At 63.1% G+C, this 14,891-nt stretch carries 15 protein-coding genes; 8 read left to right on the top strand and 7 right to left on the bottom strand.

The window, feature by feature from the left end:
- Positions 1-3: 3 nt before the first annotated feature.
- A complete protein-coding gene (locus BLT65_RS33960) occupies positions 4-1,530 on the bottom strand; it encodes an amidase (RefSeq protein WP_091786509.1) in 1,527 nt (508 codons plus the stop codon).
- 47 nt (positions 1,531-1,577) lie between these two features.
- Complete coding sequence (locus BLT65_RS33955; protein WP_091786506.1) at positions 1,578-2,864, bottom strand: MFS transporter; 1,287 nt, start codon at positions 2,862-2,864, stop codon at positions 1,578-1,580.
- A gap of 123 nt (positions 2,865-2,987) precedes the next feature.
- Here BLT65_RS33955 and BLT65_RS33950 point away from each other — a divergent pair, with 123 nt between their 5' ends.
- The 3 genes from BLT65_RS33950 (at position 2,988) to BLT65_RS33940 (ending at position 5,050) form a co-directional block, all read left to right on the top strand.
- Positions 2,988-3,641 carry a helix-turn-helix domain-containing protein gene (locus tag BLT65_RS33950; protein ID WP_042314480.1) on the top strand — a complete coding sequence of 218 codons (654 nt, stop codon included), beginning with the start codon at positions 2,988-2,990 and terminating at the stop codon, positions 3,639-3,641.
- 61 nt (positions 3,642-3,702) lie between these two features.
- Positions 3,703-4,098, top strand: a complete 396-nt coding sequence (locus BLT65_RS33945; protein WP_091786503.1) for an ester cyclase — start codon at positions 3,703-3,705, stop codon at positions 4,096-4,098.
- 46 nt (positions 4,099-4,144) lie between these two features.
- On the top strand, positions 4,145-5,050 hold the full coding sequence (locus BLT65_RS33940; RefSeq protein WP_244186846.1) for an NHL repeat-containing protein: 906 nt from the start codon (positions 4,145-4,147) through the stop codon (positions 5,048-5,050).
- A gap of 23 nt (positions 5,051-5,073) precedes the next feature.
- On the opposite strand, the gene BLT65_RS33935 is transcribed toward BLT65_RS33940, so the two are convergent.
- Complete coding sequence (locus tag BLT65_RS33935) at positions 5,074-5,499, bottom strand: TOBE domain-containing protein (protein ID WP_091786497.1); 426 nt, start codon at positions 5,497-5,499, stop codon at positions 5,074-5,076.
- 252 nt (positions 5,500-5,751) lie between these two features.
- Here BLT65_RS33935 and BLT65_RS33930 point away from each other — a divergent pair, with 252 nt between their 5' ends.
- The 3 genes from BLT65_RS33930 to BLT65_RS33920 all read left to right on the top strand — a co-directional run bounded on the left by BLT65_RS33930 (position 5,752) and on the right by BLT65_RS33920 (position 8,729).
- A complete protein-coding gene (locus BLT65_RS33930) occupies positions 5,752-6,411 on the top strand; it encodes a M24 family metallopeptidase (RefSeq protein WP_091786494.1) in 660 nt (219 codons plus the stop codon).
- 6 nt (positions 6,412-6,417) lie between these two features.
- Entirely contained in the window at positions 6,418-7,335 is a 918-nt protein-coding gene (locus tag BLT65_RS33925; protein WP_091786491.1) for a LysR family transcriptional regulator, read from the top strand.
- A gap of 191 nt (positions 7,336-7,526) precedes the next feature.
- Entirely contained in the window at positions 7,527-8,729 is a 1,203-nt protein-coding gene (locus tag BLT65_RS33920; protein WP_091786488.1) for an NAD-dependent formate dehydrogenase, read from the top strand.
- Between the two features lie 68 nt (positions 8,730-8,797).
- On the opposite strand, the gene metE is transcribed toward BLT65_RS33920, so the two are convergent.
- Positions 8,798-11,089: a 5-methyltetrahydropteroyltriglutamate--homocysteine S-methyltransferase gene (gene metE / locus BLT65_RS33915; RefSeq protein WP_091786485.1), complete on the bottom strand. Its 2,292-nt coding sequence runs from the start codon at positions 11,087-11,089 to the stop codon at positions 8,798-8,800.
- A 64-nt stretch (positions 11,090-11,153) separates the two neighbouring features.
- On the opposite strand from metE, the gene BLT65_RS33910 reads away from it, so the two are divergent.
- On the top strand, positions 11,154-12,107 hold the full coding sequence (locus tag BLT65_RS33910) for a LysR family transcriptional regulator (protein WP_208545848.1): 954 nt from the start codon (positions 11,154-11,156) through the stop codon (positions 12,105-12,107).
- Positions 12,108-12,149: 42 nt separating this feature from the next.
- Here BLT65_RS33910 and BLT65_RS33905 read toward each other — a convergent pair whose 3' ends face one another.
- Positions 12,150-12,464 (bottom strand): putative quinol monooxygenase, encoded by a 315-nt coding sequence (locus tag BLT65_RS33905; RefSeq protein WP_091786478.1) that lies wholly within the window; start codon positions 12,462-12,464, stop codon positions 12,150-12,152.
- Between the two features lie 57 nt (positions 12,465-12,521).
- Here BLT65_RS33905 and BLT65_RS33900 point away from each other — a divergent pair, with 57 nt between their 5' ends.
- Positions 12,522-12,935: a hypothetical protein gene (locus BLT65_RS33900; RefSeq protein ID WP_244186845.1), complete on the top strand. Its 414-nt coding sequence runs from the start codon at positions 12,522-12,524 to the stop codon at positions 12,933-12,935.
- Positions 12,936-12,966: 31 nt separating this feature from the next.
- On the opposite strand, the gene BLT65_RS33895 is transcribed toward BLT65_RS33900, so the two are convergent.
- Positions 12,967-13,770 carry a family 1 encapsulin nanocompartment shell protein gene (locus tag BLT65_RS33895; RefSeq protein WP_042314465.1) on the bottom strand — a complete coding sequence of 268 codons (804 nt, stop codon included), beginning with the start codon at positions 13,768-13,770 and terminating at the stop codon, positions 12,967-12,969.
- Complete coding sequence (locus tag BLT65_RS33890; protein WP_091786475.1) at positions 13,763-14,833, bottom strand: Dyp-type peroxidase; 1,071 nt, start codon at positions 14,831-14,833, stop codon at positions 13,763-13,765. The genes BLT65_RS33895 and BLT65_RS33890 overlap by 8 nt, the downstream gene beginning before the upstream one ends.
- Positions 14,834-14,891 lie beyond the last annotated feature (58 nt).

Below are 14,891 nucleotides of genomic sequence, written 5' to 3'. Positions count from 1 at the left end.
GAGTTAGACGGATGACATGCCGGCCTGAGCTTCGCCGGTGGAATCGAAAATGGGCGGCGCGGTAACGATCGATTTGAGCGCCGGGTTCGGCTGCGTGAGACGCGACAGATCGGGACGCGGGCGGCGCAATGCGGGGTTCGTGTCGAAAGCCTGTTCCATCGCGCGCGCCACGGCCAGCGTCTTGAGGTCGCCGTGAAACGGCCCGACAATCTGCAAGCCGAACGGCATGCCTGCCGCATCGACGCCGCATGGCAACGACAGCGCGGGATGCGTCGTCAGCGTCACTACATACGTCAGCGCGAGCCAGCGGTAGTAGTTCTCCTGCGCGCGTCCGTTGATCTGCGCTGCGTAAAGCTCGCGCCACGGGAACGGCGAAACGGGCGTGGTCGGCGAGAGGATCACGTCGTAACGGTCCAACGCTGACTGGAAGCGCCGGAAAATGCGCGTCTGTTCCGCCTGTGCCCATGCGCTGTCGGCGAGCGTCATCGCGGCGCCCATCTCGTAGTTCGCGCGTGTGTTCGGACCGAGCGCGCCTGGGTCGCGCGCATACGCGTCGCGCAGGCCCGCGACGAAGCTTTCCGCGCGAATCACGTCAAAAGCCCGATGCGCGTCGCCGAGATCGAACTGGATCGGCTCGCAGGTTTTCACCATCGGCGCGAGCGCGGCCATGCGTGCGCGGAAGAGGGCACGGATGCCATCGTCGACGTCGCAGCAGCCGAAGTCTTCCGTATAGCCGACGCGCAACGTGGCGAGATCGAGAGCGGGCAGCGTGGCGAACCGGAGTGGATCGACTTCGTAGCTGAGGGGATCGCCTGTGGAAAGGCCCGCTGTCGCCGCGAGTTGCAGTGCCGTCTCTTCGACGTCGCGGCCCATCGGCCCGACCACGGAAATCGGCGTCCAGCCGAGCAGCCGGCGCGAGTTGGGCACGAGCCCAGCGGACGGCCGGAAGCCGACCACGCCGCATTTCGACGCTGGAATGCGCAGCGAGCCGCCTGTATCCGAGCCGGTGCAGACGGGCAGCATGTCGCAAGCGAGCGCCGCCGCCGAGCCGCCCGATGAACCGCCCGCGTTCAGGTCCGGATTGAACGGATTGCCCGTCGCGCCCCACACGGGGTTGCGCGTGTTTGCGCCCGCGCCGAGTTCGGGCACGTTGGTCTTCGCGACGAGAATCGCACCCGCCGCGCGCAGCCGCTCGACCAGCACGACATCGCGCGATGGCACATGGCCGCGCGACATCGGCGAGCCGTACGTGGTCAGCAGGCCCGCCGTGTCTTCGAGATCCTTCACGCCGAGCGGCAGCCCGTGCAGCAGGCCGAGCGGCTCGCCGTCCAGCACCTTGCGCTCGGCCGCCTTCGCGGCCTTGCGCGCGTCGTCGTAACAGGTGGCCGTGATCGCATTGACGGCAGGGTTGAGGGCTTCGATCCGCGCGATGCAGGCGTCGAGCAGCTCGACGGGGGAAATCTCTTTCGCGCCGATCATCCGGCGCAACTCAACGGCGTTGCGGGCGACGAGGTCGTCGTTATCAGACATGGTTCAGGTTCCGGGTTGTTCCTGCTTGTTCGTGATATCGAATGAGGTCATTCAAGCGCTTCGCCCGTGCGGTCGCGCAGCCAGATCACGGGCACGAGCGACACTGCGCAGGCCGCCGCGACGTAGCACGCGGGCGCGAGCGGGTTGCCCGTCAGCGCGACGAGCCAGCTCGCGACGAACGGCGAAAAGCCGCCGAAGAACGACGCGCTCACCACATAGGTTAGCGCGATGCCCGTCGCGCGCACATGTTTGGGGAACAGTTCGGGGATCATCACGAGCACGGGCACGATCTGCCCGGCGACGAACAGCGCGAGAAACGCGGACACGGCGCACAGCATCAACGTCGAAGGCTGCGCGGACAACCATGCGAACGCGGGATACACGGTGAGCAGCAGCGTCACACGCGATATGACGAGCACGCGCTTGCGGCTGAACCGGTCGGCGAGCTTGCCCGCGATGGGCGCCGCGACGAACAGCACGAGCGAGCTGATCACGCCCGAAGCAACCGACGCCGTCGACGACAGATGCAGCGTGCGCACCGCATGGCTCGGCAGAAAGAACGCGGTGATGTAAACGGAAACCGAGCCGCCGAGTTCGGCGAAGGTGCCGAGTATCGTCAGCTTTAGATGCGTGGTGAGCGCGGCTTTCAATGCGCCGCTCCGATGCGTGCGGGCGGATGATGCATCGCTGAGCGTTTCTTCGAGACGCCGGCGGATCAGCATGCCGACGGGCGCCGCGACGATGCCGAGCACGAACGGAATGCGCCAGCCCCAGGCGAGGATCGCGTCCTTCGGCAGCGAGACATTGACGAGCGTTGCGACGGCGGCGCCGAGTGCGAGACCGAGCGCCGTCGCCGCGAAGTTCCAGCTGGCGAAGAACGCGCGCGTCGAGTCCGATGCGTATTCGACCAGCAGCGTCGTGCCGGGTCCGAATTCGCCACCCGCGGCAAAGCCCTGAATCAGACGCGCGGCGAGCACGATGAAAGGCGCGGCTATTCCGGCGACCGCGTAGGGCGGCGCGCAGGCGATCAGCGCGCAGCTCAGCGCCATCAGCATGATGGTAAGCACCATCGCCTTCTTGCGGCCCGCGCGGTCCGCGTACGCGCCGATCACGATGCCGCCCAGCGGCCGCACGACAAAGCCGACGCCGAACACGCCGATCGACAGCAGAAACTGGTTCACGGGCGACGCGGATGGGAAGAACAGTTGCCCGATCTGGATCGCGAAGAAGCTGTAGATGGTGAAGTCGTAGAACTCCAGCGCCGTGCCGAGCGTCGTCGCGGCGATGACCTGGGTTTTCGACAGACCGGCTTTTTCCAATGCAAGCGTTGACACGTCGACCGCTCCTGAGTGGAACTGCGTGGGACTGGAATCGATGCGAGTTATCATATACGAGAAAAAATAAATTCTCGTATACGACAAAACCCTTTGTCATCCCTTGAGATTCCGAGCATTGCCATGGCCAGATCCGTCGCGCGCAAACAACCCGAACCTGTCGAGCCCACGTCACAGATCGATCACCAGGCGGTCGGCGCGCGGCTGCGCGACGCGCGCAAGGCACGCGGGCTGACGCTGATGCAGTTGTCGGAACAGTCGGGCATCGCCGTGTCGACGATCTCGAAGGCCGAGCGCGGCGACATCGCGCTGACCTACGACAAGTTCGCGGCGCTCGCGCATGCGCTGCAACTCGAGTTCGATGCGATCTTCGGCCGCACGAAGCACACACGGCGCGCGGGCGCGAACGCTATCGTGCCGACGTTCACGGCGTCGGGCCAGCAGATGATTTACGACACGCCCAACTACGAATACGGGATGCTCGCGAACGATCTGACGGGCAAGCGCATGGTGCCGATGCGCGCGCACGTGCGGGCGCGCAAGCTCTCCGATTTTCCCGACTACATTCGCCATAGCGGCGAGGAGTTCGTGTTCCTGCTGGACGGCACGCTCGAACTGCGCTTCGAGACGGGCGCGGTGTTTCAGTTGAAGCCGGGCGATAGCCTGTACTTCGATAGTTCCGTTGGGCACGTGTATCTATGTACGGGGAAAAAGCCGGCGGAAGTGCTCGTGTGTTGCGTGGACACGGACGCGCACCGGCCCGCCGACGCGATCTGAGCGCAACGCCCGGCGCGGGTAACATGGCGGCTTGAGCGATCTTCGGCGAGGGCGATGCGTGATGAACGCGAGCGATCTTTCTGACGTGTACCGTGGTTATATCGACTGTCTGAACCGGCAGGATTGGGCGGCGCTGGGGCGTTTCGTCGATGACGATGTGACGTATAACGGTGAGCGCATCGGCTTGTCGGGCTACCGGGCGATGCTTGAGCGGGACTTCCGTGAGATTCCGGATCTTCGCTTTGACATTGCGTTGCTGGTTGCGCAGCCGCCTGTGATCGCCAGCCGGTTGCAGTTCGACTGTTCGCCCAAAGGGACGTTTCTTGGGCTTGCTGTCGATGGAAAGAAAGTCGCCTTCACCGAGAACGTGTTCTATGAGTTTCGCGGCGGAAAGATCGGGCAGGTGTGGTCGGTGATCGACAAGGCGACCATCGAGGCTCAACTCGCGCAGCGCTGAAGCGGAAGTCACTCAAGGAGATTTCATGTTCCGGCTATCGACAGCTATGTCTGAACGTCTTGTTCGCTGCTTGATTGCCGGCGTGATCGCGCAGACGTTGGGTTGCGCGTCGAGCAGCACGGCGACGGATGCGACGCCGGTCGCTCTGGAAGGCGTACGGCCCAACGGCGTCGCGGTCGACGCGAGCAACGGCGCCGTCTATCTGACCGACGATGCGAAAAGCAGCGTGCTTCGATCGTCCGATGGCCGTACGTTTGCCCCTTATGCATCGATCCCTCAATCGCCGGGCCAGGGCATCAGCCTGAGCCAGCTGACCCTCGACGATGCTCGCAATCTGCTGGCCGTGCGCTTTGGATTCGGCAGCGCAAGCGCGGTGTTCGACGTCAAAGGCGCGAATGGCGCAATCATGCTGTCGGGGCCCAATCCCGCTCGCCGCAGGCTCGGCATTGCGGCGATTGGCTCGCAGCAAGCGCTGTCGACGTGGTTCGTCAAGGAAGGCAGCGCACCCGCGACGGGCGGCGTGAGCCTGTTGACCTACGATGCGACTGCGGGCCGCGCCACCGAGCGCGATCTCATCACGGGAATGGGCAAGCCGGTGGGTGTCGTCGTATCGGGCGATACGGTTTTCGTTTCGGATCAGGCGCGCAACGTGATCGTGCGCGCGTCGCTGGCGAACTTGCTGCAGTCAGCGCAGCCGGTTAGCGTTGCCGATACGTTCGCGAAGATTGAGAACCCGGATCTGATGGCGGGAGATGGTGACGGCGCGCTCTACACACACTGCAAGAGCGCATCGTTGTGCAAGGTCGCGCCGGACGGCAGCGTGAATGAAATCGCCACCGACTTTCACGACGCGCGCGGCGTTGCCGCCGATCCGGCGCGACACCGTCTTTATGTCGTCGATCGCGCAGCGGCAGGTGGAACCAGCTACTTGCGGATTCTGCCGCTGCGTTGACGTTGCGTAGAAACGCGGCGTTATCAGTCGACGCCGATAATCACGCTCGATGCCTTGAAGATCGCCGACGCCGCTGCGCCGCTCGAAAGCCCGAGCCGGTCGACGCTTTCATTGGTGATGGTCGCGGCGATCTCCGCACCGCTTGCGGACGCAACGATCACTTCGCTATTCACGGCACCCTTCGTGACGGCCGTGACCGTGCCAGCGACGCGGTTGCGCGCCGACACCTTGCCGTTGCCGTCATCGACCATCACGAGCACCGACGACGCCTTCACCAGCGCAAAAGCCGGCTTGCCGGCTGCGAGGCCAAGCGACGACGCGCTGCCGTGCGTGATCACCGCGACGATGTCGAGTCCGTCCTGGGTGCGCAGCGTGACTTCGTCATTGACGGCGCCGGGTTTGACCTCGGTGATCTGTCCGGTGAAATGATTTCGGGCGCTGGTTCGCATGATGATGTTCTCCTCGAATGGGTCCCGCGTTCGTGCCGCGGAAACCCGTAGTGTTAAGCCAAGCCGAAGTCTAGCGTTTATACCTATGACGCTGCCGCCGGTGTTTACGCGGTGTGTAAGGCGCTATATCGCGCGACGTAAGCGGCTTCAACACGGCCTTGATATGTATGACGCGCCAAACACGATATATTGACGCGTATATATCGAGCGCACATTTGACATTTTCAGCTAACGACAACGCGGAGCAGTACGTTGAATTCGACACATAAAGAAGCCGTCGGCGAGCATTTCTCGCTGGACGCCATGCAGCACGCAAGAGTCATGACATGGAAGGCCGTCAACGCCATCGCCGCCGACGTGCGGCCGGGCATGCGGGAATCGGAGGCGAATGCGCTGGCGCTGCGCATCCTGAAGGAACTCGGGATGGACCGGATCTGGCATCCCGTGCTCGTGCGTTTCGGCGAAAACACGCTGAGAACATTCAAGCAGCGATCGAACGGCGACCCCGTGCTGGCGGACAACGACATTTTCTTCATCGACCTCGGCGCCGTCTGGGCGAAGCACGAGGGCGACGCGGGCGCCACCTTCGTCTGCGGCGACGACCCGGACATGCAGGCGTGCGCGCAGGCGGCGCGCACGATCTACGACGAAGTCGAGCAGCACTGGCGCGCGACGGGCTGCGCGGGCGTCGACCTGTACGTGTACGCGGCGCAGCGGGCCAATGCGCATGGGTTTCGCCTGAACGTCGACATCAAGGGGCATCGTGTGAGCGATTTTCCGCATGCCATCTACAAGGCGGGCGATCTCGGCGACTTCGACGCAAGACCCGCAGCGGGCGTGTGGATTCTGGAGATCCAGATTGCGCATCCGACGCGGCCGTTCGGCGCGTTCCATGAAGACCTGCTCGTCTGACTGGCCATGTTCATCCGGCAGCTCGACTACCTCGTCACGTTGGCGCGCGAAAAGCACTTCGCGCGTGCCGCCGACGCATGCCATGTTTCGCAGCCAGCCTTGTCGTCGGCGATCCGGGCACTCGAGTCGGAACTCGGGCTGACGATCGTCAATCGCGGGCGGCGCTTCGTCGGCTTCACGGAAGACGGCGAGCGCGTGCTGGGATGGGCGCGGCAGACGCTGGCGACGCTGCAGAACATGCGGCAAGACGCATTCTCTGCACAGGACCGTCTGGTCGGCAAGCTGCGAGTCGGCGCGATACCGACCGTGATTCCCGTCGCGTCGCGCGTGCTTGCGCCTTGCCTGCTCGAACATCCACAGATCCGCTACGACGTGCATTCGCTCAGCTCGGAAGCGATTCATCGGCAACTCGACGAACTCGAACTGGATATCGGCCTCACGTATCTCGACTCGGGTGTGCAGGCGGGCTTTGCCGTGCTGCCGCTGTATCGCGAGCGCTCCATTCTGCTGTCGCCACCGGGCGATCATGCGGACCTCGTGGAGGGCGCATGCAGCTGGCGCGAGTTGTCGGGCCTGCCACTCGGCCTGCTGCCACAGACGATGCAGAACAGGCAGGTCATCAACGCCGCGTTCCGTCGCGAGCAGGTTCAACCAGAAGTGCTGATCGAATGCGACTCGCTGCTCGCGTTGTACGGACATGTCTTGCACGCCGGCATATCCAGTATCTTTCCGCACAGCCTGCTGAGCGTGCTGCCCGCCGGCGATGACGTGCGTCGCGCGTTGCTGATGCCCGAACTGACGCGTGAAATCGGCCTCGTCGCGCGTAATCGCGAGGCGATGCCGCCGCTCGTTGCCGCCTTCTGGCGCTGCGCCGAAGGACTTCGGTTGCAGGACGAATTCGACGCGCTGCTTCCCGTTTGCTGAGTCGTCGCAACACGACTGCACCGCTCGAACACACTCGTTGATAAGCGACGCTTATCAGACCATTCGCCCAAACGATTGGACGCACATAGCCGCGCCATCGACACTGCTTCACATCGTATGTGATGTATCACGTCGATATGTCGATAGAGCGCCGGCATGAAAATGCGCTCGACCAGACTGGAGCGAGACGAATGGCTAAGGTTCTTTGTGTGCTGTATGACGATCCCGTCAAAGGAATGCCGAAACAGTACGCCCGCGACGGCGTACCCGAAATCACGCGTTATCACGACGGTCAAACGGCGCCGACGCCGAAGGCCATCGACTTCACGCCGGGCGAGTTGCTGGGCAGCGTATCGGGCGAACTGGGGCTGCGTAAATACCTCGAATCGCTAGGGCATACGCTCGTCGTGACATCCGATAAGGATGGTCCGAACTCGACGTTCGAGCGCGAACTTGCCGACGCCGAAGTCGTGATCTCCCAACCGTTCTGGCCTGCGTACCTGACGGCCGAGCGCATCGCAAAGGCGCCGAAGCTCAAGCTCGCGCTGACGGCGGGCATCGGCTCGGATCACGTCGATTTGCAGGCGGCCATCGAGCGCGGCGTCACGGTAGCGGAAGTGACGTACTGCAACAGCATCAGCGTCGCCGAACACGTCGTGATGATGATTCTCGGGCTGGTGCGCAATTACCTGCCGTCGCATGAATGGGTGAAGAAGGGCGGCTGGAATATCGCCGACTGTGTCGAGCGCGCTTACGATCTCGAAGCGATGCACGTGGGCACGGTCGCGGCCGGCCGGATCGGTGCGGCCGTGTTGCGCAGGCTCAAGCCGTTCGACGTGAAGCTGCACTATACGGATCGTTACCGTCTGCCGCTGGATGTCGAGAAAGAACTCGGCGCAACGTGGCACCCGAATGTCGAATCGATGGTGAAGGCGTGCGACGTGGTCACGATCAACTGTCCGCTGCACCCCGAAACGGAAAACCTCTTCAACGAAAAGCTGATCGCGAAGATGAAGCGCGGCGCGTACATCGTGAATACGGCGCGCGGCAAGATCGTCGATCGCGATGCGATCGTGCGGGCGCTCGAATCGGGGCAACTGGCTGGCTATGCGGGCGACGTGTGGTTCCCGCAGCCGGCACCGCGCGATCATCCGTGGCGCACGATGCCGCACAACGGCATGACGCCGCATATTTCGGGCACCACGTTGTCGGCGCAGGCGCGTTATGCGGCTGGCACGCGCGAGATCCTCGAATGCTGGTTCGAGAAGCGGCCCATCCGCGACGAGTATCTGATCGTCGATGGCGGCAAGCTGGCGGGCGTCGGCGCGCATTCGTATAGCGCGGGCAATGCGACGTCGGGATCGGAAGAGGCGGCGCGCTTTAAAACGGCGTAAGGGCGATAACGTTGAAGGCCACCCGCGGGTGGCCTTCAATTTTCGTTACGCGCGGGTCGACGAAAACGTTAGACGCTTTGGCGAAGCGTTTGCGCAGCCGCCACCATGTTCTTCAGCGCGGGAATCACTTCATCCCATGCACGCGTCTTCAGCCCGCAATCGGGATTGACCCACAAGCGTTCCGCCGGAATGCGCCCGGCCGCCTTCTTCATCAGGTTCACGATGTGGTCCTGGCTCGGAATGTTAGGCGAGTGAATGTCGTACACGCCCGGCCCGATCTGGTTCGGATAGTCGAAGTCGTCGAACGCATCGAGCAGTTCCATATCCGAGCGCGACGTTTCGATCGTGATCACGTCGGCATCCATGTCGGCAATCGACGCGATGATGTCGTTGAACTCCGAATAGCACATGTGAGTGTGAATCTGCGTTTCGTCCTGCACGCCGTTCGCGGTGATGCGGAACGACTCTACCGCCCATTGCAGATACTCGCTCCACTGCGAGCGGCGCAGCGGAAGGCCTTCACGCAGGGCCGCTTCGTCGATCTGGATCACGCGCACGCCGGCCTTTTCGAGGTCCAGCACTTCTTCGCGGATCGCGAGCGCCAGTTGATGGCACGACACCGAGCGCGGCTGGTCGTCGCGCACGAACGACCAGTTCAGGATCGTGACGGGACCCGTCAGCATGCCTTTCATCGGCTTCGTGGTTTGCGATTGCGCGTACCGGATCCATTCGACGGTCATCGCCTTCGGGCGGCTGATGTCGCCGAACAGAATGGGCGGCTTCACGCAGCGCGAACCATACGACTGCACCCAGCCGAACTGGCTGAACGCGTAGCCATCCAGTTGCTCGCCGAAGTATTCGACCATGTCGTTGCGTTCGGCTTCGCCATGCACGAGCACGTCGAGGCCAAGGGCTTCCTGTTCTTTCACGGCGCGCGTGATCTCGCGCTCCATCGCTTCCTTGTAGCCTGCCTGATCGAGTTCGCCGGCCTTGTACTGGCTGCGCGCATGACGGATGTCGCCCGTCTGTGGGAAAGAGCCGATCGTGGTGGTCGGGAACGCGGGCAGGTTGAGAATCGCGGACTGCTTTTCTGCACGCTGCGGATAAGCGCTCACGCGCTTGCCGAGCGTCGCGTCGATACGCGCAATCGCAGCCTTGACGGCCGGGTTGTGAACGCGCGGCGATACGCGCCGGCTTTCGATTGCAGCGGTGTTCGCATCGAGTGCATCGGCCACCGACTCGCGCCCGTTGTTCAGCGCACCCGCCAGCACCGTCAGTTCGTCGAGCTTTTGCAGCGCAAATGCGAGCCACGATTTAATCTCGGCGTCGAGCTTCTGTTCGCTGTTCAGATCAACGGGTGTATGCAACAGCGAGCACGAAGGCGCAATCCACAACCGGTCGCCGAGCGAACGGTGCAGCGGTTCGAGCCATTCGAGCACCGCGTTCAGATCGGTCTTCCAGATGTTGCGGCCGTTGATCACGCCAACCGACAGCACCGCTGCGTCGGAGAGCTTCGCCGCGACCTGAGTGACTTCATCGCGCGCATTGATCGCATCGATATGCAGGCCGTCGACGGGCAGCTTGCACGCGAGTTCCAGGTTGTCCTGCAACTGCCCGAAGTAGGTGGCGAGCAACAGCTTGACGCGGCGTGCCGACAGCGCATCGTAGGCGGTGACGAACGCGTCGCGCCACTTCGCGTCGAGTTCCGTCACGAGCACGGGCTCGTCGATCTGCACCCAGTCGATGCCTTGCGCCGTGAAGTAATCGAGCAGCGCTGCATACACGGGCAAGAGGCGCGGCAGCAGCGCGAGCTTGTCGGAGTCGTCTTTTGCCTTGCCGAGCCACAGATACGTAACGGGCCCGATGATGACGGGCTTCACGTTGACGCCGAGCGCGCGGGCCTCGTTGATCTGCTGGAGTAGACGCGAAGGGTCGAGCGAGAACTGCGTGTTCGCGTCGAACTCGGGGACGATGTAGTGATAGTTCGTGTCGAACCACTTGGTCATTTCGCCCGCCGCCACGCCTCCGCAGCACGCGCCGTGCGCGTCGGCGTTCTGAGCCGAGCGGCCACGCGCGACGCGGAATGCGTTGTCGAGCGCATCGCCGTGAAAGCCACGCACGCGCTCGGGCAAATTGCCGAGCGTGAAGCTCATGTCGAGCACCTGGTCGTAGAACGCGAAATCGCCGACGGGCACGAAGTCCAGACGCGCCTGATCTTTCCAGTGACGTTCACGAAGCTGCGCGCCGATGGCCTTTAGCTCGTCGCGCGTCGATTCGTTCTTCCAGTATTTCTCAAGTGCGAATTTCAGTTCGCGTTTCGCGCCGATGCGCGGAAAACCCAGATTGTGTGTCGTGACCATCGCTATTCCCCGTTCGGATAATGAATCTGGAAGCGATGATAGAATTTTCGATGTATGAATAAAAATGGATTTATTTCATACATCGATTAATTCTGTTCATGGAGCCGCAATGCTGGAGCGCAGTCATCTGATGGTCGTCAGGGAAGTGGAGCGGCAAGGTTCGCTCACAGGCGCCGCCGACGTGCTGAATCTCACGCAGTCGGCGTTGAGCCACACGGTGAAGAAGCTCGAGCAGCAACTGGGCACGCCTGTGTGGACCCGCGAGGGCCGATCGATGCGTCTCACGCAGGCGGGCCAGTACCTGCTCGGTATCGCCAACCGGCTGCTGCCGCAATTCGAGCTCGCGGAAGAACGCATGAAGCAATACGCGCAGGGCGAGCGCGGCACGTTGCGCATCGGCATGGAATGTCATCCGTGCTATCAGTGGCTGCTAAAGGTGGTTTCGCCGTATCTCGCGCGCTGGCCGGATGTCGATGTCGACGTGAAGCAGCGCTTTCAGTTCGGCGGCATTGGCGCGCTGTTCGGCTATGACATCGATGTGCTCGTCACGCCGGATCCGCTGAAAAAACCCGGCTTGCGCTTCGAGCCGGTGTTCGACTACGAGCAGGTGCTGGTCGTCGCGGACGAGCATGCTTTGTCCAGCGAGCCTTATGTCACGCCCGAGCAACTCTCGGCGGAAGTGCTGATTACCTATCCCGTCGAAACCGACCGGCTCGACATCTACACGCAGTTCCTGACGCCCGCGAACGTCGTGCCGAGACGGCACAAGGTGATCGAGACCACCGACATCATGTTGCAGATGGTCGCGAGCGGACGCGGCGTCGCGGCGCTGCCGCGCTGGCTCGCGGAAGAGTACGCGGGATGGATGCCGCTCACGCCGCTGCGCCTGGGCAAGAAGGGCATCGCGAAGCAGATCTTTCTCGGCACGCGCGAGGCGGACGATGCGATCGATTATCTGAGCGCGTTCGTCGCGATGGCGCGCAAGGCGGATTGGACCGGGGCGCGGTTTCGGGAGTAGTGCTTACAGCCGCGTTCGCCGGTTCATGAGGTGCAGCTTGATTTAGCGCCCGTAGCCTTTGACGGGTTCGAGCCATTCGATGGTCCGTTCCGCCTTCAACAGGCTCTGGAGCTTGCCCTCATAGTCGACCCGATAATCCTTCTTCAGGTGATAGTCGACAAAGTACTGCGCGCTGCACGCCCAGGTTTCATACAGGACCAACGTATCGGGATCTTCCGTCGACCGATGGAGGTACGTGTTCACGAAATCCGGCTCATGCGACATTGCATCGAGCACCTTCACGAGGCTCGAATACAACTCGTCGCGCACCTCAGGCTTGCCGGGAAGACGGACGATGAACGAAATCGTTTCAGACATGGACAGACTCCTGAGTCAAAGAAGGAATGAGGCTTATTCTGGAACGGTCGGTTTCAAATGACGTTCGAAGGTGTTGGCGGCAACGTTCGGTTGCATCGAACGGGGGCGGCCGTCGTTTTCTTCACATTTCATCCGCGCTTTCGCGTGCATGCGCTGGCGCAACCGACGCCGAAGCGGATCGTCGAGCTTCATACGGGAAAGGACACGCCGTCCGGTTGCCTGGTGACGCTGGCGGCGCTGGCGTGCAGCGCGGACGCGCGCCCGCTGGGCGATGAACGATCGGAAAGCCGTAACGCATTCGAGGCCGTGAAGGATGCGGGCCCGCTGCCGGCAAGTATGACGAGCCATGATGCGGCCGCGTTCATATCGACGTTCATTCAGGGCCTGGCTGTGCAGGCGCGAGGCGGTGCGACGCGGCGCCAGCTTCGTCAACTGGTCGCCGCCGTGCTGAAGAGCTGGCCTGACAAGTGAAGCTCAGCGCATCGCGCGCTGAGCCTGGCGCTTACTCCGCCGGCACCACAGATACCGACGCCTCGCCCGTCAGCATCAGGAAGGTCAGCGTTTCGCGCAGATAGAGGCGCACGGCCGAATCCGTATGGCTTTGATAGCCAATCGACACGTCCTGCCCGAGATGCAGCTCGTAGTCGCCGCCGCGCATCGACAGCACGCTGCCGCCTTCGATCGCCGGCGCCCAGATGATGTCGCCGTTCACGAGCCTTTTGATGTGCTCGAGCACGGGATAGCCCTGATCGCGCGCTTCGCCGAGCGCCGTGTATGCATCGGCGCCGAGCAGCACGGAGTAGGGCCCATCGACGCCCGCCAGCCGCAGCTGCTGCAGCGCGCCACCGATTGCATCCGGGTAGTCCGCAACATCGGCGGGCAGCGTGAGCGACGCATTCGACGAACCCTCGCGAATCCCGACGATACCTGCCGCCTTGTAGCCGTCGAAGATCGCGCGGTCTTCGGCGTACGCGAGTTCCTTCGCGGCATCCTTGGCGGGCTGCCAGTCCGAGTCGTTCGCGCCGCGCTCGACGGCATCGATCGCATCGCGCGACAGTTCGAACGGCACGTTCAGCTGCACGAGCGCCTTGACCTCGGCCAGCTTCGCGATGACGCCGTGATGCGGGGCCGCGATCGTCGTCTGATGGCCCGTGCCGACGCTGGACAGATCGACGCCGCCCGGGCCCTTCACGTCGACCACGCGGCGACCCGCGACCGAGCGCTTGAACGTACGCGCCACTTCTTCTTCGATTTGCGACCAGGCTTCGCTGGAGATCGGGGCAAGCTCGCGATGCAGGTTATTCATATTGAGAAGTTCCTTTCAAAGAGCCAATATTCAGCGAGCCGTCGTGAGTCGGCTCGGCGGATGCGGGGAGGTCGGCGGGCACGTTCGGACTCGCGTCGGCAGCATTGCTCACCGCTTGCGGATCGCGCTCCGCGAGCGCTTCGAGCAGCGGCGCCGATGGCACGAAGAACAGTCCGCCCGTGGCCGCGCGGCTGAAGTCGAGCAGCCGGTCGTAGTTGCCAGGCGGGCGTCCGACGAACATGTTCTCGAGCATCTTCTCGATCGGATCGGGCGAGCGCGCGTAGCCGATGAAGTACGTGCCGAACTCGCCGGAGCCCGGGCGTCCGAACGGCATGTTGTCGCGCAGAATCTTCACTTCCTGTCCGTTCTCGACGAGCGTCGTCAGCGAACTGTGCGACGAGGTCGGCTTGACGGCGTCGTCGAGCTCGATGTCGGAGAGCTTCGTGCGACCGATAATGCGCTCCTGCGTCTCGACGGACAGCGCGTTCCAGCCCGTCATGTCGTGCAGGTACTTCTGCACGAGCACGTAGCTGCCCGATACGAATTCGGGGTCTTCGTCGCCGATCATCGTGAAGTCGACGGCCTCGCGTCCCGTCGGATTCTCTGTACCGTCGACAAATCCGACCATGCTGCGCAGATCGAAATAGCGAAAGCCATGCACTTCGTCGACGACCTGGACCGACTCGCCGAGCCGGTTCACCAGTTGCGTCGCAAGCTCGAAGCACAGGTCCATCTGGTCGGCGCGGATATGCAGCAGGACGTCGCCCGGCGTGGCGATCGCGCGGCGCTCGCTCGGGCCGAACTCACGAAACGGGTGCAATTGCGCAGGGCGGGGCGCGCCGAACAGCTTGTCCCATGCGCCGGAACCGAAGCCGACCACGCACGACAGGTTGCCGGACGGAACGCGCTTGCCGACCGAGCGTACGAGCGCGGCGACGTCCGCGCACCAGGCGCGCACGGTGTCGGCGTGCTCTTCGCCGTCGACGAGCGTCGCGACGATGAAAATCGCGCTGCGGTTGATGGGGGTGGTGACGGCCTGGGGTTCTGGAATGTCGTTGGGCATCGGACCATGTCCTGTTGAAACCATTGCGGAATGCGTCGTGGCAGAAAAGGTGCCGGAT

The sequence above is a fragment of the Paraburkholderia steynii genome, assembly GCF_900100565.1.
In the GTDB taxonomy this organism is placed as follows: Bacteria; Pseudomonadota; Gammaproteobacteria; order Burkholderiales; family Burkholderiaceae; genus Paraburkholderia; species Paraburkholderia terrae.
This window is presented reverse-complemented; position numbering and strand designations above follow the sequence as displayed.